Origin of the sequence: Lysobacter antibioticus (assembly GCF_001442535.1) — a bacterium.
GTDB lineage: Bacteria > Pseudomonadota > Gammaproteobacteria > Xanthomonadales > Xanthomonadaceae > Lysobacter > Lysobacter antibioticus.
The window spans coordinates 4,455,738-4,480,667 of sequence record NZ_CP013141.1; the positions used below are offsets into that span (position 1 = coordinate 4,455,738).

General features: G+C 69.1%; 21 protein-coding genes and 1 pseudogene. 15 read left to right on the top strand and 7 right to left on the bottom strand.

Annotation, left to right across the window (positions count from 1 at the left end; all coding sequences use genetic code 11):
* Positions 1-8: 8 nt before the first annotated feature.
* From GLA29479_RS18115 to GLA29479_RS18165, 11 genes and pseudogenes are all read left to right on the top strand, one after another.
* Positions 9-713 (top strand): annotated as a pseudogene (locus GLA29479_RS18115) (DNA-processing protein DprA); the annotation flags it as partial.
* A 101-nt stretch (positions 714-814) separates the two neighbouring features.
* The gene (locus GLA29479_RS18120; RefSeq protein WP_031372132.1) at positions 815-1,303 is read left to right on the top strand and encodes a DUF494 family protein; all 489 of its coding nucleotides are present in this window, start codon (positions 815-817) and stop codon (positions 1,301-1,303) included.
* Positions 1,304-1,564: 261 nt separating this feature from the next.
* Complete coding sequence (locus tag GLA29479_RS26000) at positions 1,565-2,332, top strand: pilin (RefSeq protein ID WP_057972420.1); 768 nt, start codon at positions 1,565-1,567, stop codon at positions 2,330-2,332.
* Between the two features lie 79 nt (positions 2,333-2,411).
* Entirely contained in the window at positions 2,412-3,422 is a 1,011-nt protein-coding gene (locus GLA29479_RS18130; RefSeq protein WP_057972421.1) for an RDD family protein, read from the top strand.
* A 239-nt stretch (positions 3,423-3,661) separates the two neighbouring features.
* Positions 3,662-6,190 (top strand): DNA topoisomerase I, encoded by a 2,529-nt coding sequence (locus tag GLA29479_RS18135; RefSeq protein WP_057972422.1) that lies wholly within the window; start codon positions 3,662-3,664, stop codon positions 6,188-6,190.
* Between the two features lie 215 nt (positions 6,191-6,405).
* On the top strand, positions 6,406-7,407 hold the full coding sequence (locus tag GLA29479_RS18140) for a lytic polysaccharide monooxygenase (protein ID WP_057972423.1): 1,002 nt from the start codon (positions 6,406-6,408) through the stop codon (positions 7,405-7,407).
* A 126-nt stretch (positions 7,408-7,533) separates the two neighbouring features.
* Positions 7,534-8,100 (top strand): L-threonylcarbamoyladenylate synthase type 1 TsaC, encoded by a 567-nt coding sequence (gene tsaC, locus GLA29479_RS18145; protein ID WP_057916309.1) that lies wholly within the window; start codon positions 7,534-7,536, stop codon positions 8,098-8,100.
* A gap of 123 nt (positions 8,101-8,223) precedes the next feature.
* The gene (locus GLA29479_RS18150) at positions 8,224-9,015 is read left to right on the top strand and encodes a DUF4124 domain-containing protein (RefSeq protein WP_057972424.1); all 792 of its coding nucleotides are present in this window, start codon (positions 8,224-8,226) and stop codon (positions 9,013-9,015) included.
* On the top strand, positions 9,015-9,677 hold the full coding sequence (locus GLA29479_RS18155; protein ID WP_082638792.1) for a DUF4124 domain-containing protein: 663 nt from the start codon (positions 9,015-9,017) through the stop codon (positions 9,675-9,677). The genes GLA29479_RS18150 and GLA29479_RS18155 overlap by 1 nt, the downstream gene beginning before the upstream one ends.
* Positions 9,678-10,155: 478 nt before the next feature.
* Positions 10,156-11,418, top strand: coding sequence for a Dot/Icm T4SS effector Zinc-dependent metalloprotease LegP (gene legP / locus GLA29479_RS18160; protein WP_057916307.1), 1,263 nt, complete (start codon positions 10,156-10,158; stop codon positions 11,416-11,418).
* Positions 11,419-11,433: 15 nt separating this feature from the next.
* A complete protein-coding gene (locus GLA29479_RS18165; RefSeq protein WP_057972425.1) occupies positions 11,434-12,432 on the top strand; it encodes an MvdC/MvdD family ATP grasp protein in 999 nt (332 codons plus the stop codon).
* Here the strand turns inward: GLA29479_RS18165 and GLA29479_RS18170 are convergent.
* The gene (locus tag GLA29479_RS18170; protein ID WP_057972426.1) at positions 12,375-12,698 is read right to left on the bottom strand and encodes a YbaY family lipoprotein; all 324 of its coding nucleotides are present in this window, start codon (positions 12,696-12,698) and stop codon (positions 12,375-12,377) included. The two genes, GLA29479_RS18165 and GLA29479_RS18170, sit on opposite strands and share 58 nt — an antisense overlap.
* A 111-nt stretch (positions 12,699-12,809) precedes the next feature.
* Positions 12,810-13,586, bottom strand: a complete 777-nt coding sequence (locus GLA29479_RS18175; protein ID WP_031372121.1) for an SDR family oxidoreductase — start codon at positions 13,584-13,586, stop codon at positions 12,810-12,812.
* An 85-nt stretch (positions 13,587-13,671) separates the two neighbouring features.
* Between GLA29479_RS18175 and GLA29479_RS18180 the strand changes: the two genes are divergently transcribed.
* Positions 13,672-13,908 (top strand): hypothetical protein, encoded by a 237-nt coding sequence (locus tag GLA29479_RS18180; protein ID WP_057916304.1) that lies wholly within the window; start codon positions 13,672-13,674, stop codon positions 13,906-13,908.
* A gap of 77 nt (positions 13,909-13,985) precedes the next feature.
* Here the strand turns inward: GLA29479_RS18180 and sppA are convergent, their stop codons facing one another.
* Complete coding sequence (gene sppA / locus GLA29479_RS18185; protein WP_057972427.1) at positions 13,986-15,872, bottom strand: signal peptide peptidase SppA; 1,887 nt, start codon at positions 15,870-15,872, stop codon at positions 13,986-13,988.
* A gap of 112 nt (positions 15,873-15,984) precedes the next feature.
* Positions 15,985-17,415 carry an MATE family efflux transporter gene (locus GLA29479_RS18190; protein WP_081930882.1) on the bottom strand — a complete coding sequence of 477 codons (1,431 nt, stop codon included), beginning with the start codon at positions 17,413-17,415 and terminating at the stop codon, positions 15,985-15,987.
* A 122-nt stretch (positions 17,416-17,537) separates the two neighbouring features.
* Here GLA29479_RS18190 and GLA29479_RS18195 point away from each other — a divergent pair, with 122 nt between their 5' ends.
* Both GLA29479_RS18195 and GLA29479_RS25430 read left to right on the top strand, forming a co-directional pair.
* The gene (locus GLA29479_RS18195) at positions 17,538-19,016 is read left to right on the top strand and encodes a DUF3667 domain-containing protein (RefSeq protein WP_057972428.1); all 1,479 of its coding nucleotides are present in this window, start codon (positions 17,538-17,540) and stop codon (positions 19,014-19,016) included.
* Positions 19,013-19,342, top strand: coding sequence for a DUF4286 family protein (locus tag GLA29479_RS25430; protein WP_057972429.1), 330 nt, complete (start codon positions 19,013-19,015; stop codon positions 19,340-19,342). The genes GLA29479_RS18195 and GLA29479_RS25430 overlap by 4 nt, the downstream gene beginning before the upstream one ends.
* Before the next feature lie 54 nt (positions 19,343-19,396).
* Here GLA29479_RS25430 and GLA29479_RS18205 read toward each other — a convergent pair whose 3' ends face one another.
* From GLA29479_RS18205 to GLA29479_RS18215, 3 genes are all read right to left on the bottom strand, one after another.
* Positions 19,397-19,714 carry an antibiotic biosynthesis monooxygenase family protein gene (locus GLA29479_RS18205; RefSeq protein WP_057972430.1) on the bottom strand — a complete coding sequence of 106 codons (318 nt, stop codon included), beginning with the start codon at positions 19,712-19,714 and terminating at the stop codon, positions 19,397-19,399.
* Positions 19,715-19,806: 92 nt separating this feature from the next.
* On the bottom strand, positions 19,807-20,451 hold the full coding sequence (locus GLA29479_RS18210) for a DUF3106 domain-containing protein (RefSeq protein ID WP_057972431.1): 645 nt from the start codon (positions 20,449-20,451) through the stop codon (positions 19,807-19,809).
* Positions 20,438-21,469 (bottom strand): hypothetical protein, encoded by a 1,032-nt coding sequence (locus GLA29479_RS18215; RefSeq protein ID WP_144436599.1) that lies wholly within the window; start codon positions 21,467-21,469, stop codon positions 20,438-20,440. Before GLA29479_RS18215 ends, GLA29479_RS18210 begins: the two co-directional genes overlap by 14 nt.
* A 443-nt stretch (positions 21,470-21,912) precedes the next feature.
* Between GLA29479_RS18215 and GLA29479_RS18220 the strand changes: the two genes are divergently transcribed.
* Entirely contained in the window at positions 21,913-24,165 is a 2,253-nt protein-coding gene (locus GLA29479_RS18220) for a primosomal protein N' (RefSeq protein ID WP_057972433.1), read from the top strand.
* The last annotated feature ends 765 nt before the right edge of the window (positions 24,166-24,930 follow it).

Consider the following 24,930-nt stretch of genomic DNA (forward strand, 5'->3'; position numbering starts at 1 on the left):
ACACCGCCGCCCACCGCGCCGCGCTCGACGCCGGCGGGGTCACCCTGGCCGTGCTCGGCACCGGTCCCGACATCGCTTATCCGCGCAACAACGCCGACCTGCACGCGCGCATCGCCGCCGAAGGCGCGCTGATCAGCGAGCACCTGCCGGGCACCCAGGCCAAGCCCGAGCACTTCCCGAGCCGCAACCGCATCCTCGCCGGGCTCAGCCTCGGCACCCTGGTGATCGAGGCGGCCGAACGCTCCGGCGCCCTGATCACCGCGCGCCTGGCCAGCGAATGCGGGCGCGACGTGTTCGCCGTGCCCGGCTCGATCCACAACCCGCTCGCCCGCGGCTGCCATCGCCTGATCCGCGAGGGCGCCGGTCTGGTCGAGAGCGCGGGCGAAGTCGCCGCCGCCCTGGCCCCGCTCGCGGCCGAGCTGGCCGACGACTTGCGCCGTCGCCTGGGCATCCCCATCTCTGCCAGCCACGCGGCCGTCATGGAGGGCGATCACGATGGCGACGACCCGGCTCACGGAGTTAACGACCGCCCGGATTTCGCAGATCCCGACTACCAGTCCTTGTGGGACGCCCTGGGCCACGACCCCACCGGTATGGATCAACTCGTCGAACGGACTGGATTGACGACCGCGGAACTGTCCTCCATGCTGCTGGTCATGGAGCTTGAGGGTCGCGTCGCGGCGCAGCACGGCCGTTATTTCCGCAACCGCTGAACCACGCCATCGCCGAGCGGTCCGACTGAGGGAAGTCGGCCGCCCCGCGGTCAATCAGCAACTCCTACTCACCGCGCCGCATGCGGCGCAGGCCGAGGGAAATGAAAGAGAGCATCCTGGACGTCCTGCTGTACCTTTTCGAGCATTACTTCACCGACGATGCGGACCTTGTCCGCGACCGCGATTCGCTCCGCAGCGGCCCTTTGTTCGACGAATTGGGCCAGGCCGGGTTCAGCCCCGCCGAGATCAACAAAGCCTTCGAGTGGCTCGATGCGCTGGCCTTGCAGCGGCCGGCCGTCAGCCCGCCGCGCACGGGCGGTCCGACCCGGGTCTATTTCGGCCCCGAACTCGACAAGCTCGACGTCGAATGCCGCGGCTTCCTGCTGTTCCTGGAGCAGCACGGCATCCTCGACGCCGGCCAGCGCGAGCTCGTGCTCGACCGGGCCATGGCGCTGGACCAGGACGAACTCGACCTCGACGACCTGAAATGGGTCGTGCTGATGGTCCTGTTCAACCAGCCCGGCTCCGAGGCGGCCTACGCCTGGATGGAAACCCAGATGTTCGCCGACGAACCCGAGCCGGTGCACTGACGCCGGCCTCGCGTCGCCGCGCCGGCGACGCCCCCAAAGCCGCGGCCCTGCTGCGGCGCGAGCCGGCATCGCCGCTCGCGGCACCCCATCGCCATTACCGATCGCCGGGCCGATGAGCCGGCCGGCATGCTAGTTTCTTGCGTCCACCGCGCGCCTGGGGCGGCCGCGGGGGCATAGCCATGTCCGGCGACGGCACCCTTGCGGGGCCCGACTGCGCCGGCGGCTCACTCACAAGGACGATCGCGAGATCAGGGGGACAGCATGACCAATTGGTATTACCACGACGCAGCCCAGGGCCGAGTCGGTCCGATCGACGCCGACGCCGTGCGCGGCCACTACCGCGAGGGCCGCATCCACCGCGACACCTTGCTGTGGCGCGAAGGCCTGCGCGAATGGCAGCCGCTCGAGCGCCTGTCGAGCGAACTCGGCCTGGACGAAGACTTGCTGTCGTCGGCGCCGCGGCCGGTAGCGCCGCCGCCGTTGCCGCCGCAGACCCCGACCGCGTCGGGTCCGCCGCCCTACTCGACGCGGTCGGCGCACTCGGCCAACCCGGCCGATGCCGCCGCCGCGCACTTCAACCAACGCCAGGCGCCGCCGCCGCGGCGCGGCCTGTCGGGCTGCGCGATCGTCGCGATCGTGCTGGCCGTGCTCGCGATCCCGATGGTCGGCATCCTCGCCGCGATCGCCTTGCCGGCGTATCAGGACTACACGGTGCGGGCCAAGGTCACCGAAGCCATCAACGGCTCGGGCCAGTACAAGCTCCAGGTCGCCGAGTACGTGGCCGCCAACGAGGAATGCCCCGGCAACGACAGCAAGGGCTTCCAACCCGCGGCCGCCTACGCCGGCCCGCGCGTGGCTTCGGTCAAGTTCGGCGAACTCGAAGGCTGCGGCATCGAAATCGAGCTGCGCGGCATCGGCAGCAAGGCCGACGGCCAGAAAATCTGGCTGGAACTCGACCCCTCCAGCGGCGAGTGGACCTGCAGCTCGGAGATCGAAGACCGCCTGCTGCCGCAGAGCTGCCGCGGCTGAAGCACCCGGGCGGCGATGCCGGCATCGCCGCCCGACCGCCCTGTAGAACCGACGCACCGAGACAGGACAGAGATTCGCGATGAGCCAGTGGTACTACAGCGACAACGAGCGCAATCGGCACGGGCCGCTCGACGGTGCCGACATGGCCGCGCGCCACCGCAGCGGCGAGCTGGGCCCCGACACCCTGGTCTGGCGCGACGGCCTGACGCACTGGCGTCCCTGGCGCGAACTCGCCTCTGAGCTGGTCGCCGAGCCCGGCTTCGCAGCCGAGCCGGAGCGTCCGCAGCAAGCCCAGCCCGGCGCAGCGGCGGCTTCGGCCGACCGTCAAGCCGACCCTGCCCACGCCGCGGCCAGCGTGACCGTCGCGACCGCGCCTGCCGCACAGGTCTACGACGGCAGCAGCGCAACGGCCGAATCCGATTCGCCCTATGCCGCGCCGCGCGCCGGTGTCGCCGACGACACCACCGTCGTCTACGGCTTTGAGGTCGTCCATGTCGGCTTCTGGAAGCGCCTGGCCGCCTACATGATCGACTCGCTGCTGGTCGGCATCGCCTACTACGCCGTCAGCATGGTCCTGACCGTCGGCCTGATCGGCTTCGGCATGTCCTCGGCCTCGGGACTGTCCTCGGCGACCTGGCTGGAGAACCCCGGCGTCGCCATCGCCGTGCTGATGGGCGTGGTCTACACCTGCATCGGCCTGATCAGCGCGGCCTATTACGTCGGCTTCGAGTCCTCGTCGATGCAGGCCACGCTCGGCAAGCTCGCGGTCGGGATCAAGGTCGTCGACGCCGACGGCCGCCGCCTGACCCGGATGCGCGCGCTCGGCCGCTGGGCCTCGAGCCTGCTGTCCTACCTGAGCCTGTGCGTCGGCTTCCTGATGATCGCCTTCACCGACCGCAAGCGCGGCCTGCACGACATCCTGGCCAAGACCCAGGTGGTCGACCGCTGGGCCTACACCGGGCGTCCGGAGATGCAGCGCCGCGATCTGGGGCCGGTGGCGATCGTGGTGCTCGTACTGGGCGGCCTGCTATGGCTACTCTATGTCGGCGTCGTGCTCGCGATGGCGTTGCTACCGATGTTCGGGAACTGAGCCGCAACGCTCTGTAAGCTGAACAGGCTGCAAGCCATCACGCCCTCTTCAAGTGTTTCAGTGCCAATTTATTGGCGTTTCCGGCAGGCCGCGCTTGACAGCTGCGGCCGGCTCATGATTCCACTAGAAAAAGGAAACCTGAACGCCCGCAGCCGAACGCTGCGGGCGTCGCCTTCTTAACCCCTGCCTCACGAGGCACCGCTGCCGTGCAGCGCCCGCACCGGGCCTGCGGAGTACCCATGGCCAAGAACCTCCTCATCGTCGAGTCGCCCGCCAAGGCCAAGACGATCAACAAGTACCTCGGCAAGGACTTCATCGTCCTGGCCTCCTACGGCCATGTCCGCGACCTGGTGCCCAAAGAGGGTGCGGTCGATCCCGACAATCACTTCGCGATGGACTACGCCGTCATCGAGAAGAACGAAAAACACGTAGACGCGATCGCCAAGGCCGCCAAGAGCGCCGACAACCTGTTCCTGGCGACCGACCCGGACCGCGAGGGCGAAGCGATCAGTTGGCACATCGGCGAGATCCTGCGCGAGCGCGGCCTGCTCGAAGGCAAGCCGCTGCAACGCGTGGTGTTCACCGAAATCACGCCGCGCGCGATCAAGGAGGCCATGAGCCATCCGCGCGCCATCGCCAGCGACCTGGTCGATGCGCAGCAGGCGCGCCGCGCGCTCGACTACCTGGTCGGCTTCAACCTCTCGCCGGTGCTGTGGCGCAAGGTCCAGCGCGGCCTGTCCGCCGGCCGCGTGCAGTCGCCGGCGCTGCGCATGATCGTCGAGCGCGAGGAAGAGATCGAAGCCTTCGTCGCCCGCGAGTACTGGAGCATCGAGGCCGAGTGCGCGCACCCGACCCAGGCCTTCACCGCCAAGCTCACCAAGCTCGACGGCAAGAAGTTCGAGCAGTTCACCATCACCGAGGGCGACACCGCCGAGGCCGCGCGCAAGCGCCTGGTCGCGGCCGCCAACGGCGCGCTGCACGTCACCGACGTCACCAGCAAGGAACGCAAGCGCCGCCCGGCCGCGCCGTTCACCACCTCGACCCTGCAGCAGGAAGCCTCGCGCAAGCTCGGCTTCACCACCTCGCGCACCATGCGCGTGGCGCAGAAGCTGTACGAGGGCATGGCGCTCGGCGACGAGGGCACGGTCGGCCTGATCAGCTACATGCGTACCGACTCGGTCAGCCTGTCACAGGAAGCCGTCGCCGAGATCCGCGACGTGATCGCCCGCGACTTCGGCACCAAGGCCCTGCCGGACAAGCCGAACACCTACCAGACCAAGTCCAAGAACGCGCAGGAAGCGCACGAAGCGATCCGCCCGACCTCGGCATTGCGCACGCCCTCGCAGGTGTCGCGCTTCCTCGACGACGACGGCCGCCGCTTGTACGAACTGATCTGGAAGCGCGCCGTCGCCTCGCAGATGGTGCCGGCCACGCTCAACACGGTCAGCGTCGATCTCGCCGCCGGCTCCGAGCACAGCTTCCGCGCCTCCGGCACCACCGTGATCGATCCGGGCTTCCTCGCCGTGTACGAGGAAGGCAAGGACGCCAAGGCCGCCGAGGACGAGGACGAAGGCCGCAAGCTGCCGTTGATGAAGACCGGCGACCGCATTCCGCTCGACCGCATCCACGCCGACCAGCATTTCACCGAGCCGCCGCCGCGCTTCTCGGAAGCCTCGCTGGTCAAGACGCTCGAGGAATACGGCATCGGCCGTCCCTCGACCTACGCCTCGATCATCCAGACCCTGCTGTTCCGCAAGTACGTCGAACTCGACAGCCGCCGCTTCCGTCCGACCGACGTCGGCCGCGCGGTGTCGAAGTTCCTGTCCGGCCATTTCACCCGCTACGTCGACTACGACTTCACCGCCAAGCTCGAGGACGAGCTCGATGCGGTGTCGCGCGGCGAGGAAGAGTGGGTGCCGTTGATGGAGCGGTTCTGGGGACCGTTCAAGCAACTGGTCGAAGAGAAGAAGGAATCGGTCGACCGCAGCGAAGCCACCGGCGCGCGCGAGCTCGGCACCGACCCCAAGAGCGGCAAGCCGGTCAGCGTGCGTCTGGGCCGCTACGGGCCGTACGCGCAGATCGGCACCGCCGAGGACGAGGACAAGCCGACCTTCGCGTCCTTGCGCCCCGGCCAGAGCATGCACACGATCTCGCTGGAGGAATCGCTGGAGCTGTTCAAGCTGCCGCGCAAGCTCGGCCTGGACAAGGACGAGGAAGTCAGCGTCGGCGTCGGCCGCTTCGGCCCCTTCGCCAAGCGCGGCAGCGTGTACGCCTCGCTGAAGAAGGAAGACGATCCCTACACGATCGACCTGGCGCGCGCGGTGTTCCTGATCGAAGAGAAGGAAGAGATCGCCCGCAACCGCATCATCAAGGAGTTCGAGGGTAGCGACATCCAGGTCCTCAACGGCCGCTTCGGCCCCTACATCAGCGACGGCAAGCTCAACGGCCGCATTCCCAAGGATCGCGAGCCGGCCTCGCTGACCCTGGAAGAAGTGGTCAAGCTGATGGAAGAAACCGGCAAGCCGATGCGCGGCCGCTTCGGCAAGAAGGGCGCGGCGAAGAAGGAACCGGCCAAGAAGGCGGCCAAGAAGACCGCCGCGGCCAAGAAAACGCCAGCCGAAAAAGCGCCGGCCGAGAAAGCCGTGAAGAAGGCCGCGACCAAGAAAGCGCCGGCCAAGAAAGCGGCGAAGAAAACCGTCAAGAAGGTCGCCAAGAAAACCGCGACCAAAAAGGCGGCGAAGAAAGTCGTGAAGAAAGCGGTCGCCTGAGGCGACCGCACGGCGTGACGGAAAGCTCGCTTTCGGGCTTTCCGTGGCTGTTCCATGCGCCGGCGTCTCCTCGCATGGCGACCGCACGCACAGATTCGCGCCGAGGCGCCGTCTAGGATCGTGCGCATTCAAGACGCGATCGAAATCGCGCTGATCGATGGACGACCGAAGTTGTTGGGGGGTGTCTTTCACCTATCCCGACGACAGGAGTCGCCATGAACCGCATTGCCCGCACCTCTCTCCTCGTATCCGGCGCCGCCTTGTGCGCAGCGCTGTTGCCGGTGTCCGCCGTCCAGGCGCACGGCACCTTCGTCAATCCGCAAAGCCGGATCTACAAGTGCTATCTCGGCAATAAAGAGAACCCGGCCGACCCGGCCTGCCGCGCCGCCTGGGCGGTGGCCGGACCGCAGCTGTTCTACGACTGGAACGGCATCAACCAGGCCAACGCCAACAGCAACCACCAGGCGGTGGTGCCCAACGGCAAGCTGTGCAGCGGCGGCAACCCCACCTTCCGCGGCCTCGACGTGCTGCGCAGCGACTGGCAGGCCACCACGCTGCGTTCCGGCAGCAGCCACACCTTCACCTTCTATGCGACCGCGCCGCATGCGACCAAGGAATGGACGTTCTACGTCACGCCGCAGGGCTGGAATCCCAGCACCGCACTGCAGTGGAGCAGCATGCAGCAGTTCTGCAAGAGCGCGAAGGTGCCGCTGTCGAGCGGCAACAACTACCACATCACCTGCACCCTGCCGAACCGCACCGGCCGCCACGTGATCTACAACACCTGGCAGCGCTCGGACTCGACCGAAGCCTTCTACACCTGCATGGACGTCAACTTCAGCAACGCCCTGGCCGAGCGCAACTCGGCCTGGCGAGACGCCGGCAACCTCAACGTCGCCAACGACTATCCGGTCGGCACCACGGTCACCTTGCGCGTGTTCAACGCCGACGGCTCCGACGCCGAGAAGGTCGAGACCGTGCTGCGCGCCGGCGAGACCTCGGTGATCGACTGGCCGCGCCGAATCGGCGACGAAGTCAACGCGCGTTCGCGTTTCGCCCGCATCGGCGAGAAGCGCGGCGCCGAACCGATCCAGGCCAAGTCCGGCAGCGCCGGCAACCACGTCTGGCTGACCGGCAATCGCTCCTACGCCTTCGACGTGCGCTTGCCCGAGTCGGCCCAGCCCTACGCCGACGAACACGCCCACCACGGCCACTGATCCGTCCGCTTGAGCGGACGGAAGCTCTGCGGTTGTAGTGGCTCCCGACGACGGCGAGGCCGCTCCGCCTGGAGCGGCCTCGTGCGCGCATGCGACACTCGCCGCCTGCGACCGTCCGGAGCCGTCATGCCCGCCCCAGCCCTGTCCATCGCCGATGCCGCCGCCGCCCTCGCACGCGGCGGCGTCGTGGTGTACCCGACCGAAGCGGTCTGGGGCCTCGGCTGCGATCCGCGCGACGAAGCCGCGGTGCATCGCCTGCTGACGATCAAACGGCGGCCGGTCGACAAAGGCGTGATCCTGATCGCCGCGTCGATCGCCCAACTCGATGCCTGGGTCGACTGGCAGGCCCTGCCGGCGCCGCGCCGCGAGGCCGTGCTCGCCAGCTGGCCGGGGCCGCATACCTGGGCGGTACCGGCCACCGCGGCGTTGCCGTCGTGGATCAGCGGCGCTCATCGCAGCGTCGCGGTGCGGGTGACCGCGCACCCGCAGGCGCGCGCCCTGTGCGAGGCCTTCGGCCACGCCCTGATCTCGACCAGCGCCAACCTCGCCGGCCTTCCGCCGGCGTTCCGCCGCGGCGAGCTCGACCCGGCCCTGCTCGCGCTCAGCGACGGCGTCTGCGAGGGCGAGACCGGCGGCCTGGCCGCGCCGACCGCGATCCGCGTGGCACTCAGCGGCGAGGTCGTGCGCGGCTGAACGTGCGCGGCTGAACCGGCACAGGTCCCGGTACTGAACGCCTCGCCATCGGGCACTCGCCGCACGGCGGTCCGGCAGCGGATTCGACTTTCCCGTAACGCATCGGAAGCGCAAGATGCGCGCATGTCCCGTGCCCGCCGCCTCCGCCTCGTACCGGCCGCGCTCTTGCCGAGCCTGCTCCTACCGAGCGTGCTCGCCGCCTGGCTGTGCGCTGGCGCGCTGGCCGGCAGCGCCCACGCCGCCGAGGTATTGATCTACCGCTGCACCGACGAGCGCGGCCACATCAGCCTGCGCGATACGCCGTGCACCGGCGGCCAGCGCCAGCAGACGATGACCATGATGCGGCCGGTCGACCCGCCGCCGCGCCCTGTGGAAACCGCGGTCGCCGCGCCGGCGCCGGTCGCCTCCGAACGCCGGCCGCAGCGCTTGATCGTGCACACGCCGCAGCCGATGTTCGAGTGTGTGCGCCCCGACGGCACGAGCTACACCAGCAACAACGGCGACGGCAATCCGCGCATGATGCCGATCGTCGACCTGGGCTATGGCGTGCCGGTCTACAACAACCGCACCTCGCTCGGCGGCCGCATCGGCGCGCCGACCCCGCGCCTGGGCGATCCGAGCGCGCGCATCGCCATCGCCGGCCGCCACGGCAACGTCGCCTACGCCGGCACTGCCCGCTCCGGCGGGTATTATTCCGGCGGCTACGATTACGGTTACGGCGTCTACTACGGCAGCCAGCTGGTGCGCGACGAATGCCAGCAACTGCCGCAGCAGGAAGTCTGCAGCCGTCTGCGCGACCGCCGCTACGAAGGCGATCGCCGCTACAACAGTGCGCTGCAGAGCGAGCGCGCCCGGATCACCCAAGAACAGCGCGGCATCGACGCGCGCCTGAACGCCGATTGCGGAGCTTACTGATGCGCGTGTGGTGGTGCTTGCCCGTCCTGTTGCTGGCCTGCGCCGGCGTTTCCGCCCAGCCCGGCAAGGTCGTGATCTACCGCTGCACCGACGCCCTCGGCCAGTTGACCGTGCAAAACAACACGCCGTGCCCGAAAGGCAGCACGCAGGACAAGCGTGTGATCGATTCGGCGCCGTCGAGCGCGGCGCCGCCGTTGTTCATCACCTCGCCGGTGCCGCCGATCGCACCGGCCAACGCCCCACCGCCGCACCCGCCGGTGTCCTCGCAACTGCCCTCGGTGAGCCGCCCGCCGGCGGCCAAGCCGGCCGCGCCCAAATCCACCATCGCCGACGGCGACCGCCTGCCGCCGCCGGTGCTGTTCGAGTGCCGCACCTACGACAACGGCCGCTACCTCAGCGACGACGGCCGCCCGCCGCAGCGCTGTGCGGCGCTGCAGACCACCGGCCTGGGCACCACCGCGTCCGGCGCCGGCGTGGCCTGCCAGATGGTCGACGACCAATGCCAGCGCCTGCCCGACGAAGCGCTGTGCGAAAACTGGAAGCAGCGCCTGCGCGAAGCCGAATCGGCCCTGCGTTTCGGTCGCAGCGACAGTCGCGACGCCTCCGCCGCCGAAGTCGCGCGCATCCAGCGCATCGTCACCGAGAGCACCTGCGGCCGCTGAGCTGCGCCGGCTGAGCTGCGCCCGCATCGCTTGATCGCCGACACGGCGCACAGAAACGCGGTCGGATCTGTCCGGCCGCGCACGGCAGGCGCGTTCCTATAGCTGGAGCCGCCGCAGCGAGGACGGCCCCGCCTCGTCGAGGGACACGACGCGCTGGACCACGGTGGACGACGCCAAGCACGGGCCGGCATCCCACTCGAACGGACATGCGAGCTCATCCGCGCGCTCGGCCATCGACACGCCGAGCGCCGAGCGCACCCACGCGACGACCGCCCCTGTGGCGCAAGCGTCCTATGCGATCGCCCGCCGCCGCACGCATGCCGCTAGTCCACATCAGTAATCGCCGAGGCATCGGCGCGCCATTGCGCGCCGCCCACGGCCCGAAGCCCGCCGCCGCGGCGACGGACACGCGGCGTCCTGCGCCTTCGCCGGCACGGGCGCGCGCCCGTGTCACCGCGGCGGCGACAGGAGACGGCAGATGGCAACCAGGAAAGGCACCGCCGGCGATAAAGCCAAGCCGGCCAAACAAGGCGAATTCCGCGGCGGCGGCACCGTCCGCACCGCGTTGATCCGCGGCGAGACCTTCCGCGCGAAGGCCGTGCAGTACGTCGAAATCGACGGCATGGCGATGTTCGAAGGCGACATCGTGCTCGGCACGGTCGAGGAGGTCGAACGCATCTCGGACATGCTGCGCTCCGAATCCACCTCGGGCATAGCGATGGCCGTGGCGATCAGCGGCTCGCAGTTCCGCTGGCCCGGCTGCAGGATCCCCTACACCATCGACCCGGCGTTGCCCAACACGGCCCGCGTCACCGATGCGATCGCGCACTGGGAAGCCAAGACGCGCTTCCGCTTCATCCTGCGCACCACCGAAGCCGACTACGTGACCTTCCGTCCCGGCAGCGGTTGTTCGGCCCAGGTCGGCCGGCGTGGCGGCCAGCAGTTCGTCAACCTCGCCAGCAGTTGCAGCCTCGGCAACACCATCCACGAGATCGGCCACGTCGTCGGCCTGTGGCACGAACAGAGCCGCGAGGACCGCGATTCGTTCGTGAGCATCCAGTGGGCCAACATCACTTCCGGCTACGAGCACAACTTCAACCAGCACATCAGCGATGGCGACGACATCGGCAGCTACGACTACGGCTCGATCATGCATTACCCGCGCAACGCATTCTCGTCCAACGGCAAGGACACCATCGTGCCGACCGGCGCGGTGCCGCCGGGCACGGTGATCGGCCAGCGCAGCGGTCTGTCGGCCGGCGACATCGCCGCGGTCAATTCGTTCTGCCCGCTGACCACGATCAAGGAATCGCCCACCGACACGCTCAAGGAACGCATCAAGGAAGCGGTGCGCGACAAGCTCAGCGACACTCTCAAGGAAATCCGCAAGGACATCATCACCGACACGATCAAGGAGCAGGTCACCGACACCCGCAAGGAAGGCATCTACGATCCGGGACCGACCATCGCCGAGAACCTGACCTTGCCGGGACGTCCGCCGCTGCTGGTCAATCCGGCCGCGCGCGGCGCCTTGCCGTTCGCGATGGCGACCTCGACCGGCGATGTCGGCGACGAGAACGCCGACACCGTGGCCGCGCTCGATGCCCAGTTGCAGCAGCTCGCCGAAGAGCTCGCCCGCGCCGACATGGCCCGGGCCGCGCTGCAGGCGCAATACGACGAAACCGCCGCGGTACTCGCCCAACTGGCTGCCGGAGCCGGCGCCGGCGGCGGCAACGGCTGACCGGGAGAGCGTGCCGTGATCCTGCTGATTTCGCACCAAGCCGATGCCCATGCCCGTTGCGTGCTCGACCATCTGCAGGCGATGGAGCGACCGGCATTGCTGTTCGATCTGGCCGAGTTTCCGGATCGCGCCACGCTCTCGATCGATTACGCCGACGGCGCGCGTCCGCGCATCGACTATGCGCGCGCCGACGGCGAACGCCATGCGCTCGAAGAGGTGCGCTCGGTGTGGTGGCGCCGGCCGCAGGCGCCCGACCTGTCTTCGGTCACCGATGCGCAGGCGCATCTGTTCACCGCCAACGAATGGAACGAGGCGCTCAACGGCCTGTGGCGTCTGCTCGGCGACGCGCGCTGGATGAACGACCCCGGCCGCGACGATGCCGCCTCGCGCAAGGCCGCGCAGTTGCGCATCGCCGCCGAACTCGGCTTCAAGGTGCCGCGCACCCTGATCAGTTCCGATCCCCAGCGCGTGCGCGAGTTCGTGCGCGCGCTGGGGCCCGGCGCGACCGTGCACAAGACTTTCTCGTGCACCCATGCGGTGTGGCGCGAGACACGCCTGCTCGGCGAGGACGACCTGGCCCACCTGGACACGGTCAGGCTGGCGCCGGTGATCTTCCAGGAATTCGTGCCGGCCGCGGCCGACATCCGCGTCACCGCGGTCGGCGGGCGCTTGTTCCCGGCCGAGATCAAGCTCGACCCGGTACCCGGCTCGATCGATTTCCGTCCCAACCTCGGCGCCGCGACGGTGCGCGAGCACGCGCTGCCGTTGCCGCTGCGGCAACGGCTACTGGCGCTGATGCAGCGGCTGGGCCTGGAGTACGGCGCGATCGACCTGCGCCTGACCCCGCAGGGCGAGTACTACTTCTTCGAGATCAACACCGCCGGCGAATTCCTCTTCATCGAACAGCGCACCGGGCAGCCGATCGGGCATGCGGTGGCCGAATGGCTGGCCGGGGCTCAATCGATGCGGCTGACCACCAGGGTCATCTCGGCCGACGCGGTGCGCAGCGGATAGGCACGGGTGGTGATGTAGTCGCCGACGCTGACGCGGCGGTCGCCATCGCGATCGACGTGGACCCAGAAGGTGGCGTCATCGGCGCCGGCATCGGTCTCGATGCTCAGCGGCACGGCCTTGGCGTGCTCGGGCACGACCGCCCGCCATTCCTGCAGGGTGCGCGCCGGCGCGTCCTCGAACGAGGTGTCGCGCAACTGCACCCGCACGGGGCTGCCGGCCGGAAGTTCGGCCCCGTCGGCGGCGACGATGGTCAGCGAAACGCGCATGGCCGGAGTATACGCCCGCCGCTCATGCGCAACTGCCAAACCGCGCCCAGCAACGGGGTTGCGGGCAGGCCCGTCCGGCCGCCTCTCTCGACGCGACCGGCGCCGCCACGTTCAGAAACCGTAACGCTGGAAGCCGCCGTCCACCGCGATGCACTCGCCGGTGATGTAGCCCGCCGCCGGCAGGCACAGGAAGGCGACCGCGGCGGCCACTTCCTCGGCTTCGCCGATCCGGCCCAGCGGCGTGCGCAGCAGCACCTCGTCGAGATAATCCGGGTCGGCGAGCTTGTCGGAGGTGCGGCGGGTGCGGATGTACCACGGCGCGACCGCGTTGACGCGGATGCCGTCCTCGGCCCATTCGACGGCGAGGTTGCGGGTCATCTGGTGCATCGCCGCCTTGCTCATGCCGTAGGGCGCGCCGGTGCGCACGTGCAGGTTGCCCGACACGCTGCCGATGTTGACGATGCTCGACGAAGCGTGGCGGGTCAGCAGGGCATGCGCATAGCGCGAGAGCTCGAAGGCCGAGAACAGGTTGATCTCGAAGATCTGCCGCCACTCGTCCTCGGTGTAGTCGTTGGTCGGCTTGCTGCGGTTGCCGCCGGCGTTGTTGACCAGGATGTGCAGGCCTTCGCCGAAATCCTCGACCCAGTCGAGCAGCTCGCGGCGCTGTTCGTCGTCGGCGACGTCGGCGACGAAGCCTTGCACCTCGCGTTCGGGAAAGTCCTCGAGCAGCTCGGCCCGTGCCGATTCCAGCGCCGCTGCGTCGCGCGCCGCCAGCAGCACGTCGGCGCCGAAACCGAGCAGTTCGCGGGCGATCGCGCGGCCGATCCCGGCGCTGCCGCCGGTCACCAGCGCGAGCTGTCCGTCCAATCGCCAACGTTTCGGGTCCATGCCGTCCTCCAACCAGTCTCGGATCGACGCGCGAGCTGCGCGACGGGCGTAGCATAACGGCGTTCGCCGACCCAGGACGCCCGCCATGACGCCTCACCGGATCGTACCGATAGCCTCATCCCTGGCGACCGCCGCGCTGCTGTACGCGCTGGCGGCCTGCTCCAAGCCGCAACCGCCGGACAAGGAGCGCCCGGTCGAACCGCAGGCGACGCAGTTGCGCGATGCGATCCAGCAACCGATCGAACGGGCCAAGTCGACCGAGAACGCGGTCGACGAGGCCGCCCAGCAACAGCGCGCGGCGATCGAGGCCGCCGGCGGCTGAGGCCGGCGCGCGGGCCGAAAAGAAACGGGCCGCGATGCGGCCCGTTCGATTGACTCGGCGAGCGGGGCGAACCCGGCTCAGAGCTCGCAGAAGCAGTAGGCCAGCGCCTTGATCGGCACGCCGCTGGTCGGCTTGATCGAGCTTTGCAGGAAGCGCAGGTCGGCGGCCGCCTGCGGCATCGCCTCGCTCAGCAGACCGCGAGCGAGATCGGACTGGCCGAGCAGCGCGGCGCCGGCGCGGCTCTGGGCGAAGCTGGCGAAGAAACGCTCGAACGGCGTCGGCATCTTTTCGACGTAACGCACGCGGTAGTCCTCGACCTTGCCGAGCTTGGCGCGGGTGGCGACGTCGGCGATCGCTTCGGGCAGGCCGCCGAGGGCGTCGACCAGACCGCGCTCCTTGGCTTGCGCGCCGCTCCAGACGCGGCCGCGCGCGACCGCATCGATGTCGGCGACCGGGCGCTTGCGCGCTGTGGCGACGCGACCGGTGAAATCGGCGTAGCCCTTGTCGATGACGTTCTGGATCACCGCGCCGACTTCCGGCGACAGCGGACGGGTGATGTCGAAGGCACCGGCCAGCCGGGTGGTGCCGACGCCGTCGGTGTGCACGCCGATCTTCTCCAGCGCGCGCGGCACGGTCGGGATCATGCCGAAGATGCCGATCGAACCGGTGATGGTCGAAGGATCGGCGTAGATCTTGTCGGCGTTCATCGAGATCCAGTAGCCGCCCGAGGCGGCCAGGTCACCCATCGATACCACCACCGGCTTGCCGGCGGCCTTGAGGGCGACGATCTCGCGGCGGATCTGCTCGGAGGCGAACACTTCGCCGCCGGGCGAATCCACCCGCAGCACCAGCGCCTTGACGTGATCGTCGTCGCGGGCCTCGCGCAGCAGGGCCGCGGTGGAGACACCGCCGATCGTGCCCGGCGGCTGCTCGCCGCCGCTGATCTCGCCTTCGGCCACGACGATGGCGACCTGCGGACGGGTGTCGGCCGGATTGACCACGCGGTCGAGGCCGGCGACATAGGCTTCGAACGAAATCTGGCGGAAGCCGCCGTCGGCGTCTTCGTCGGCGATACCGCGCTTGGTCAGCAGGGTGTCGACTTCTTCGCGGGTCTTCAGGCCGTCGACCAGCTTCTGCTGCACGGCGTACTTGCCCAGGTCGCCCTTGACCGCGGCCAGGCGCTGCGGCAACTCGTCGATGCCGGCGGCGAGCTGGGCCGGATCGAGCTTGCGCGCCTTGGCGACGTCGCCGAGGTAACGCGACCACAGGTCGTTCATCCAGAACAGGTCGGCGGTCTTGGACTCTTCCGAGGCGGCGTCGAGGATGTAGGGTTCGGCGGCCGACTTGAACTCGCCGACGCGGAACAGGTGCACGTCGACGCCGAGCTTGTCCTGCAGGCCTTCGCGGTAGTACTGGCGATAGCGGCCGAGGCCTTCGATCAGCAGCCCGCCCATCGGGTCGAGGAAGACCTCGTTGGCCTGCGCCGCGATCAGGTACTGCTTCTGGTCCATGCTCTCGGAGAAAGCGATGACTTCCTTCTTGCTCGCCTTCAGGCGCGCGACCGCTTCGGACAACTCGCGCATCGAGGCCATGCCCGAGGTCTGCAACTTGTCCAGGCGCAGCACGACGCGTTCGATGCGCTTGTCGCTCTTGGCCGCGTCCAGCGCGCGCAACAGGTCGCGCAGCTGCACTTCCTCGTCCTTGTCGCCGAAGATGCGGCCGAGCGCGCGCGAGGCCGGATCGCTGCTGAATTGCTCGACCAGGGTGCCTTCGGGCGCGATCACCAGGGTGGTGCGCTCGAGCAAAGGCTGTGCGCGACCGCCGAAGACCACCGCGAGCAGAAAGAAGAACAGGAAACCGAAGAACACCAGGTTGAAGATCAACCGGCGGGTGAAGTTCATCGTGTCCCAGGCGCCGACGAAGAAACGGGCCAGGGGGCCGCGACGCGGGGCGGTATCGTTCATTGCACAGGCTCCATGTGTACAGACGCAGACTAACCCGGCGCGGCGCCGGGTTTCATCCGCCATTCGTAACGCAGTTTTTCAAGCGGTATCGGGCATTTATCGAGGCCGTCGTTCAGGCTTCGCGGGTGCAGCCGGTCTCGCGCGGGTCGACCTCGTGCGGCGATTCCTCGGCCATGCGCCGGGCCAGGCGCTCGGGCTCGCTGGAGCGCATGAAGCGCGTGCACAGCAGCACCGAGGCCACGGTCAGGCCGGCGATCAGGCCGATCCACATGCCCTTCGGGCCCCAACCCAGGCCCAGGCCCAGGCCGGCGCCGACCGGCATGCCGACGCCCCAATAGGCCAGCGCGGCCAGGATCATCGGCCTGCGGGTGTCCTTGAGCCCGCGCAGCGCGCCGGCCGACAGCACCTGGATGCCGTCGGGGAACTGGAACGCGGCGGCGTACAGCAGCAGCGAAGCGGCCAGGGTCGCGACCGCGGCGTCGGCGGTGTAGAAGCTCACCAGCAGGTCGTTGGCGGTCAGCAGCAGGATGCCCGAGAGCAACTGGGTGCCGACCACGATCGCATAGCCGGCGAACGCGGCATTGCGCACGCCGTGGTAGTCGCGCCGGCCCAGGGAATGGCCGACCCGCACCGTGGTCGCCTCGGCCAGCCCCATCGGCACCATGAAGCACAGCGCCGACAGATTGATCGCGATCTGGTGCGCCGACGCCGGCACTTCGCCGAGGCGGCCGATCAACAGCGCGGTGACGATGAACAGACTGCCCTCCATCAACACCGTCACGCCGATCGGCAGGCCGGTCGCGAGCAGGCCGCGGATGGTCGGCCAATGCGGCGGGTCGAAGCGCTCGAACAGGCGCAGGTCGGCGAAGCGCCTGGCCTTGCGCAGCACCAGGAAGAAGCCGATCGCCTGCACCCACAGCATCGCCGCCGAGGCGATGCCGAGCCCGCCCGCGCCCATTTCCGGCAGGCCGAACTTGCCGAAGGTCAGCACATAGCCCAGTGGCAGCAGGATCAACAGGCCGCCGGCGCTGAGCAGCATCGTCGGCAGAGTCCAGTGCAGGCCTTCGCTGAGATAGCGCATGCAGAAGAACAGGGTCAGCGCCGGCACGCCCCAGCGGATGCCGTGCAGGAAGTCGCGCGCGCCGGGAATGATCTCCGCCGCGATCCCCATCGCCGCCAGCGCGTGCGGGATCAGAGTCAGGAACGCAAACAGAAACACGCTCAGCAGCACCGCCATCCACAAGGCCTGGCGGAACAAGCCGCCGATTTCGCCTCGGCGGCCGGCGCCTTCGAGCTGGGATACCGACGGCGGCACCGATAGCAGGGTGCCGATCGGCACCATCATCGGCAGCCACCACAAGGCGGTGCCGATGGTGACCGAGGCCAGCGTGGTGGTGCTGTGGTGGCCGGCGAGGGTGTTGTCGACGAAGCCGATCAGCCCGGTGGAAACGTGGCCGGCGACGAGCGGCGCGGCCAGGACGACGGTGGTACGGATCTCTCCGGCCAGACCGGCGCGGGAGATGGAAGGGGATGACGCAGACATGGGAGAGGACCAACAGCACGACTGCGGCCGCGCATCCGGTCTAGGGCGCTGGCGCCGGGTCGCGGCGGACGGCTATCTTACCCGCTCGAAAGTGAAGGCCGGGGAGCCTGATCGATTCCAGCATGACTGACTCTTCATCTTCGCCTGCCGGCGGCCACGGCGATCTCACCCATTGCGAGAACTGCCAGACCTTGTTGCAGGGGCATTACTGCCATGTCTGCAGCCAGTCGGTGGTCAATCCGATCCGCCACGCCGGCCACGCCCTGGAGGAAGTGTTCGAGTCGTTCTGGCATCTGGACGGGCGCATTTTCCGCACTTTGCGCGATCTGCTGTCTCCGGGCCGGGTGGCCCGCAACTACATCGGCGGCCACCGCGTGCGCTATGTCGCGCCGCTGCGGTTGTTCGTGATCGTCTCGGTGCTGACCTTCTTCGTCGCCCAGTTCGCGATCCACGTCGACGAGAACGCCCAGGGCTTCGACGTGCACACCATGCAGAACACCACGGTGCGCCTGGGCAACAGCAAGAAGCAGATCAAGAACGCCGACAGCATCGTCGAGGTCGAAGCGCTGCGCGCGCGCACGGTCAAGGAACTGCAGGCCGCCAGCCAGGCTGTGCCGGCCGAGGCGCGCAACGCCATCGACACCTCGATCAACACGATCAACCGCCAAGCCGACAAGCGCATCGAGAAGTTGCGCGTCGAGCAGGGCCTCGATGCGAAGCAGGTCGCCGAACAGAAAGCGGCCGGCGTGCGCGACGCGTTCGTGCCCAAGACCGGCACCCTCGAAGCGGCCAAGACCCTGGCCGAGGTCGAACGCGTGCGCGACGAGCGCATCGCGCCGCTGCAGGCCGGACTGGCCAAGCTGGCGCCGAAATCCGTCGCCGCGATCGAGCAGGCCAACAAGATCCGCCTGGTCAACGCCGAAGCCGGCTGCCGCGCCGCCCAGTTGCAACAGCTGCACGCGCTGGCCAGCGAAGGGCCGGTCGCGCGCAAGTCCGACCCGGAGCGCTACGGCGAGGTCGATTGCGAAGACATCGGCGATCCGCTGTCGTTCAACGGCAAGGCCTGGAACGCGCAGACCAATCCGCTGACCGTGAGCTGGTGGCCGAAGGCCGCCAACGACTGGCTCAACAAGCAGGTCGGCCGCGGCGAAGCCAACATCAAGCGCCTGCGCAAGGAACCCTGGCGCTATGTGCACACGCTGATCAGCGCGGTGCCGACCGCCCTGTTCCTGATGGTGCCGCTGTTCGCCCTGCTGCTGAAGATCGCCTACCTGGGCTCGGGGCGCGGCTATCTCGAACACCTGGCGGTCGCGCTCTACAGCCACGTCTACCTGTGCCTGTCGATCCTGGCGATGTTCGTGTTGATGCTGCTCGGCGGCGCGATCACCCCGCACTGGCCGGGCTTCGTCTGGATCGGCGGCTGGGGCATCGGCCTGCTCTGGGCGTGGATGCCGATCTATCTGTTGATCATGCAAAAGCGCGTGTACGGCAACGGTTGGCTGGTGACCCTGTTGCGCTACAGCGTGATCGGAACGCTGTATTTCTTCCTGCTGACCTTCGCCGCGATGATCCTGGCGGTGGCCGCCGTGGTGCGGATGTGAGCGCGCATTGCGCCGGCGGGGTCGTCTACGAGGTCACGCTCGACCTCGACGACGCCATCGCCGGCGAATATCTGCAGTGGCTGCGCGCGCATATCGCCGAGATCTGTGCCCTGCCGGGCTTTCTCGGCGCCGACTTGCACGAAACCCTGGAACCCTCGGCGCCGGACGGCCGCGTCGGTTTGTGCGTGCAGTACCGCCTGCGCGACCAGGCCGCGCTCGAGGACTACCTGCGCGAACATGCGCCGCGGCTGCGTGCCGACGGCATGGCGCGTTTCGGCGGCCGCTTCAACGCCTCGCGCCGGGTGCTGCGGACGCTGCCGCGCTGACTGGCGGGAAGCTTGCGGAGTTGCACTGATGCTCCGGCGCCGACGGCGCGACGCTCAGGCCGTCGCCGCCTTCGCCCCCACCACCGCGGTCGGCGCGTAATGCCGCATCTCCTCGATCGCGCCGATGTAACCTCGGATCGCGGCGAGGAACTCGCGGAACTCCGGGCTGCCGCGAAAGCCCTGCAGATGGCCCTGCGCGCTGTCCCACTCGATCCGCAGCAGATAGCGGTGCGGTTCGTCGACGCAGCGCGAGAGTTCGTAGGCCAGACAATGCCTGGATGCGTCCAGCACGACAGCGGCGCGCGCGTAGTCGCGCTCGAAGGCCTCGCAGGCGTCGGGCTCGAGGGTGTAGCGGATGTATTCGACGATCATGCGCAGGCCTGGCGGAGGGTCGCGCCGAAGCTAACAGGCCGCGGCGACGGCAGATGTAACAAGGCTTGCCGCCGCCACCGCCGTCACAACGCTCAGCGCTGCAGTTCTTCGCTGAGCCAGGCGCCGCGGTTCGGCGCCGGGGTCGCCAGCAGCCCGCTGCGCAGGCGCTGGCGGTCGTGCGGCGGCGTGCGCTGGACCAGCACCGCCAGATCCTTGCGTTGCATCGGCGTCATCGCGCGCAAGGCCTCGCGCATGGCGCCGTGCTGGGCTTCGGGCATCTGCGCCAGCAAGGGCTGCAAGGCCGGGTAGTCGGCGCCGAGCGCGGGGCCGAGCAACCAACCGCGGCGATCGCTGCGGTCGATGGCGTCGAACTGCGCGCGCAGGGCGAGTTGCTGGTCCGGCGGCAGGGCCGCGTAGCGCGCCGCCGCGGCCTGGGCCTGGGCGCGTTCCTGCGCGCTCAAGGCCTGCCAGGCCAGATAGCGTTCGCGGCGTTCGCCGCGTTGCGCCGCGCTCAGGGCATCCCACTGCGCCGCGCTGTGGTTGAAGTCGCGGCGCTGATCCGGGCTCCAGCCGGCCCAGCGCTTGGCGTTTTCCTGCAGGCGCGCCTGTACCGACGGCGGCAGGCGCTGCAGGATCTCGCCGAGATCGGGCGGCACGGCCGCGGCCGGGGTCAGCACCGCCACGGCAGCCAGGGCCAGGCCGCATATCCAACGGCGCGGGGAATCACTGCGGCGCATCGCTGCTCTCCAGGCCTTCGCTTTCGGGGGCGTCGGTTTCCGAACCCGGCGCCGGCATGGCGGCGGGGGCCTCGGCGGCCGCCGGCGCGTCGGCCGGAGCCGGCGCCAACAGCGGGATCGTGCCGGCGTCGCGGGCGGCGAGCCAGCTGTGGAAGTCGACTTCGGCCGCGGCGGCCTGGCCGTCGGGGTCGGCGAGCAACGCGAAATCGCGGTGGGCGATCAGCCCGGCCTCGTGGCTGTAGCGCTGGGCCGGGGCGGCGGCCTCGGGCAAGGGGCTGACCCGCACCCCGTCGGGGCCGCCGAGCCAGCCGCCGGCGAGCCCGCCGAACGGCCAGAAGGTCGCCGCGAACGCCAGCGCGCACAGCGCCAGCAGGCTCCACAACACGGGCATCAGCCAGCGCGGACGCAAGCGCGGCGGGGCCTCGGCACGGTCGCCGGCAGTGGCGGTTACCGCCACGCCCTGCAGGGCCGCCTCGCGGACCTGGCCGAGACGGGCCAGGCGTTCGGCCGGCAGGGTCTTGATGCGGCGGTGCACCTGCTCGCGCAGTTGCTGCCAGGCCTGCGGGTCGGCGCGGCCATCGGCATGACGCGGCAGGGCGCGTTGCAGCGCGAGGCGATAGGTCGCCGGGGCGACGCCGAGCACCGCGGCGGCCTCGCCTTCGCCGAGCCCGGCGGCCAGGCGCAGCAACAGGGCGGCGCGCGGACCGCTGCCGAGATCGGCGAGACGGTCGGTGGCCTCGACCGCGATCGCGACCGGGGTGCGGTGGCGCAGGCCGGGCTGGGTCAGCAACAGCGCCCAGAACCGGGTCGGCCAGTCGCTGAGCGAGGCGTCGGCGGCGACCTGGCGGAAACCGGCCATCGCCGAAGCCAGCGCGGCATCGCCGGCGCCGGCATCGCCGGCCTGCAATTCGGCCAGGACCGCGCCGCGCCGTTCGACGCCCCGGAGGAAGGCCGAGAGGGCGGCCGGAGCGTTTTGCCGGGGGGCGGAAGAGCTGGGGGACGGGGGTCTGGAACTCATCGGAACGACTTCACCATACGCTCCATCATAGCGAGGCTGGCGGCGTGCAAAACCGCTTGACAAAGCGCCGACGCGCGCCAGCGCGAAGCAGGACGCGGCCTGCGACCAAAAGTGGTTGTGCACAGCAGTAATGGAAACGTCATGAAGCCTCGGTTGGCCGGCGGCGAGAACCGCATGACAGCCATGTTTCACGGCTAACGTGCTGATAAATATACGAATAACCGCGTTGGCACTTTTTTCACCAACCTAACCCGAGGGCTTATTTCAACGCTCTCGCGCATCGCTGCCGACCCGCCATGCACAGATTTATCCACAGCCCGTGTGGATAAGGGGGATTTCCCTTGGTATACCGCAAGTTACGTGATTATTGTCACGTAATAGCGAGCTATGGCCTGCAACTCCTTCGGCTGCCGCCGATCGTTCCCGGTCGCTAGACTGGCGTCATGCCCGAGGCCCTGTTTCCACCGCCGTCGACCGTCTGGCGCGTCGCTCTGCCGCTGCCGTTGCCGCGGCTGTTCGACTATCTGCCGCCTGCGAGCCAGGCCGACGGCGACGCCGCGGTCGGCCACCGCGTGCGGGTGCCGTTCGGCCGCCGCGAGCTGGTCGGGGTGGTCGCCGAAGTCGGTGCGCCCGAGTACGAAGCCGACCCGGCCGCGCTCAAGACCGCCCTGGGCCGGATCGACGCCGACCCGCTGCTGCACGGCGAGCTGTTCGATTCGCTGCGCTGGCTGGCACGCTACACCCACGCCCCGCTCGGCGAAGTCCTGGCGACCGCCCTGCCCGGGCCGCTGCGCCACGGCGAGCCGCTGCCCGATACCCATGCCTGGGCCTGGTGCCTGACCGAGGCCGGCCGCACCGGCCGCGAAGGTCTGCGCGCCGGCCGCCCGCGCCGCCTCGCCGACCTGCTGCAGGACGGCCCCCTGGACGAAGACCGTCTCGACGAGGCCCTGGACGACTGGCGCAGCGCCGCGCGGGCCCTGGCCAAGCGCGGGCTGGCCGAACGCATCGCGGTGCCGGCCAGCGCGCACGCCCCGGCACCGCGCCCGGGGCCGGCGCTCAACGAGGAACAGCAGGACGCCGTCGACACGGTGTTGGCCGCCGATGGCTTCGTGCCGTTCCTGCTCGACGGCGTCACCGGCAGCGGCAAGACCGAGGTCTACCTGCACGCGATCGCCGACTGCCTGGCGCGCGGCAAGCAGGCCCTGGTGTTGGTGCCGGAGATCGGCCTGACCCCGCAGACCCTGGCGCGCTTTCGCGCCCGCCTCGGCGTGCCGATCCACGCCCTGCACTCGGGCCTGTCCGACGGCGAACGCGCCCGCACCTGGGCCGCGTTCGCGCGCGGCGAAGCGCGGGTCGCGGTCGGCACCCGCTCGGCGGTGTTCCTGCCGCTGCTGCAGCCGGGCCTGATCGTGATCGACGAGGAACACGACGGCAGCTTCAAGCAGCAGGACGGCATCCGTTACCACGCCCGCGATTTCGCCCTGGTCCGGGCCAAGGCTTTGAACATCCCGATCCTGCTCGGCAGCGCCACCCCGTCGCTGGAGTCGCTGCGCAACGTCCAGGCCGGGCGCTACGGTCATCTGCGCCTGCAACGCCGCGCCGGCCAGGCGCAAGCGCCGCAGGTGCGGGTGGTCGACGTGCGCAAACGCCCCATCGAGGCCGGCCTGTCGCCGGAACTGGTCGACGCCATCGCCCAGGGCCTCCACGCCGGCGGCCAGGTGCTGGTGTTCAAGAACCGGCGCGGCTATGCGCCGGTGCTGCTGTGCCACGACTGCGGCTGGACCGCGCACTGCCCGCGTTGCAGCACGCCGCTCAAGGGCACGCCGATGACCGTGCACGGCGGCGGCCGGCGCCTGCAATGCCACCACTGCGGCACGCGCCGGCCGGCACCGAACGCCTGCCCCGACTGCGGCGGCCTGGCCCTGCAATCGCAGGGCGCCGGCACCGAACGCATCGAAGAGTCCTTGAGCGCGCGCTTCCCCGATTACCCGGTGCGCCGCATCGACCGCGGCACCACCCAGCGCCGCGACGCGCTCGAACAGCATCTGGCCGAGTTCGGCACCGCGCCCGGCATCCTGGTCGGCACGCAGATGCTCGCCAAGGGCCACGACCTGCCGAACCTGACCCTGGTCGCGGTGGTCGGCATCGACGAAGGCTTGTTCAGCGCCGACTTCCGCGCGCCGGAGAAACTCGCCCAACTATTGATCCAGGTGGCCGGCCGCGCCGGCCGCGCCGACAAGCTCGGGCAGGTGCTGCTGCAGACCCATCACCCCGAGCATCCGTTGCTGCATACGCTGTTGACCGGCGGCTATGCCGCGTTCGCCGAAACCGAACTGGCGCAACGCGAAGCCGCCGACTTTCCGCCGTTCGCGCACATGGCCCTGCTGCGCGCCGAAGCGCAAGACGTCGACGTCGCCAACGCCTTCCTGGCCAAGGCACGACGCGAGCTCGATGCCTTCGCCGATCCGCGCCGACGCCCCGCGCCGGGACAGCGCCCGGCCCTGGAAATCAACGGCCCCTTGCCGGCGCCGATGCCGCGCCGTGCCGGTTACCAGCGCGCGCAATTGATCCTGACCGCGCTGGAACGGCGCCACCTGCACGCCGCACTCGATGCCGCCCTGCCGGCGATCTACGCCTGCCCGGAAGCGCGCAAGGTGCGCTGGTCGCTGGATGTGGATCCGATCGATTTGTATTGAGCCGCGCTCAGGCATCGCGCAGGAGGCCGTAGGCCGTCGCAGGCCAACACACCCTTGTCCCGCTTTAACGCGAATCTAGCCCTGTAGGAGCGAGTCAGTCGCGACAAGGGCCGCGCAGAGATAACGAAGCTGTCGCCATTCGTCGAAGCGGCGCGCCTTCGCCGGGGTAGGAGCGGCGCGAGCCGCGACATCGTTATGACGTTCTTGCGATGTGTCGCTCAATCAAGCGAGATCAAGATCAAGATCAAACCCAAAGCTTCCGCCACTAAAGCGGCGGGTAACTTTCTTTTGTCAAAAGCGACAAAAGAAAGTCACCAAAGAAAAACGCTTTTGTTTTGGATCACAAGCCCGCACGAGCGGTGCCTACGCAGGGATTTTTCATACGGGACATCCCTGTCCCGATGAAAAACGGCCTGCATCCATGCAGGCCGCCCTCCGGGTCTTCTATGGCCTTCGCGAGTGCGAGACGACGCACAGCCACAACAAAATCGAAGGCAAATCAGGGCCAGGGCCATAGGCCAAGCAGAGCATTAGAAGGTATCTGCCGTTGCCGTTGCCGTGATTTCGATTGGCTTTGACGCTGTGCCGGTCAACAGTAGACCCGGAGGGCGGCGCACAGGACGTGCGCCGTTTTTCGATAGGACAAGGATGTCCTATCGAAAAATCCCGGCGCGAGCATCGCACTCGTGGCCTGTGCCCTTGCAAGGAGAGCCCTCCCTTTGGTTACTTTTGACCGAAGGGAATCCAGGCGGACTTTTGGGCTTA

What these genes read in the sequence shown, in the direction of transcription:
- GLA29479_RS18120 (WP_031372132.1), top strand. Translation starts at nt 815, where the DNA reads ATGAAAGAGAGCATCCTGGACGTCCTGCTGTACCTTTTCGAGCATTAC.
- GLA29479_RS26000 (WP_057972420.1), top strand. Translation starts at nt 1,565, where the DNA reads ATGACCAATTGGTATTACCACGACGCAGCCCAGGGCCGAGTCGGTCCG.
- GLA29479_RS18130 (WP_057972421.1), top strand. Translation starts at nt 2,412, where the DNA reads ATGAGCCAGTGGTACTACAGCGACAACGAGCGCAATCGGCACGGGCCG.
- GLA29479_RS18135 (WP_057972422.1), top strand. Translation starts at nt 3,662, where the DNA reads ATGGCCAAGAACCTCCTCATCGTCGAGTCGCCCGCCAAGGCCAAGACG.
- GLA29479_RS18140 (WP_057972423.1), top strand. Translation starts at nt 6,406, where the DNA reads ATGAACCGCATTGCCCGCACCTCTCTCCTCGTATCCGGCGCCGCCTTG.
- tsaC (WP_057916309.1), top strand. Translation starts at nt 7,534, where the DNA reads ATGCCCGCCCCAGCCCTGTCCATCGCCGATGCCGCCGCCGCCCTCGCA.
- GLA29479_RS18150 (WP_057972424.1), top strand. Translation starts at nt 8,224, where the DNA reads ATGTCCCGTGCCCGCCGCCTCCGCCTCGTACCGGCCGCGCTCTTGCCG.
- GLA29479_RS18155 (WP_082638792.1), top strand. Translation starts at nt 9,015, where the DNA reads ATGCGCGTGTGGTGGTGCTTGCCCGTCCTGTTGCTGGCCTGCGCCGGC.
- legP (WP_057916307.1), top strand. Translation starts at nt 10,156, where the DNA reads ATGGCAACCAGGAAAGGCACCGCCGGCGATAAAGCCAAGCCGGCCAAA.
- GLA29479_RS18170 (WP_057972426.1), bottom strand. Translation starts at nt 12,698, where the DNA reads ATGCGCGTTTCGCTGACCATCGTCGCCGCCGACGGGGCCGAACTTCCG.
- GLA29479_RS18175 (WP_031372121.1), bottom strand. Translation starts at nt 13,586, where the DNA reads ATGGACCCGAAACGTTGGCGATTGGACGGACAGCTCGCGCTGGTGACC.
- GLA29479_RS18180 (WP_057916304.1), top strand. Translation starts at nt 13,672, where the DNA reads ATGACGCCTCACCGGATCGTACCGATAGCCTCATCCCTGGCGACCGCC.
- sppA (WP_057972427.1), bottom strand. Translation starts at nt 15,872, where the DNA reads ATGAACGATACCGCCCCGCGTCGCGGCCCCCTGGCCCGTTTCTTCGTC.
- GLA29479_RS18190 (WP_081930882.1), bottom strand. Translation starts at nt 17,415, where the DNA reads ATGTCTGCGTCATCCCCTTCCATCTCCCGCGCCGGTCTGGCCGGAGAG.
- GLA29479_RS18195 (WP_057972428.1), top strand. Translation starts at nt 17,538, where the DNA reads ATGACTGACTCTTCATCTTCGCCTGCCGGCGGCCACGGCGATCTCACC.
- GLA29479_RS18205 (WP_057972430.1), bottom strand. Translation starts at nt 19,714, where the DNA reads ATGATCGTCGAATACATCCGCTACACCCTCGAGCCCGACGCCTGCGAG.
- GLA29479_RS18210 (WP_057972431.1), bottom strand. Translation starts at nt 20,451, where the DNA reads ATGCGCCGCAGTGATTCCCCGCGCCGTTGGATATGCGGCCTGGCCCTG.
- GLA29479_RS18215 (WP_144436599.1), bottom strand. Translation starts at nt 21,469, where the DNA reads ATGAGTTCCAGACCCCCGTCCCCCAGCTCTTCCGCCCCCCGGCAAAAC.
- GLA29479_RS18220 (WP_057972433.1), top strand. Translation starts at nt 21,913, where the DNA reads ATGCCCGAGGCCCTGTTTCCACCGCCGTCGACCGTCTGGCGCGTCGCT.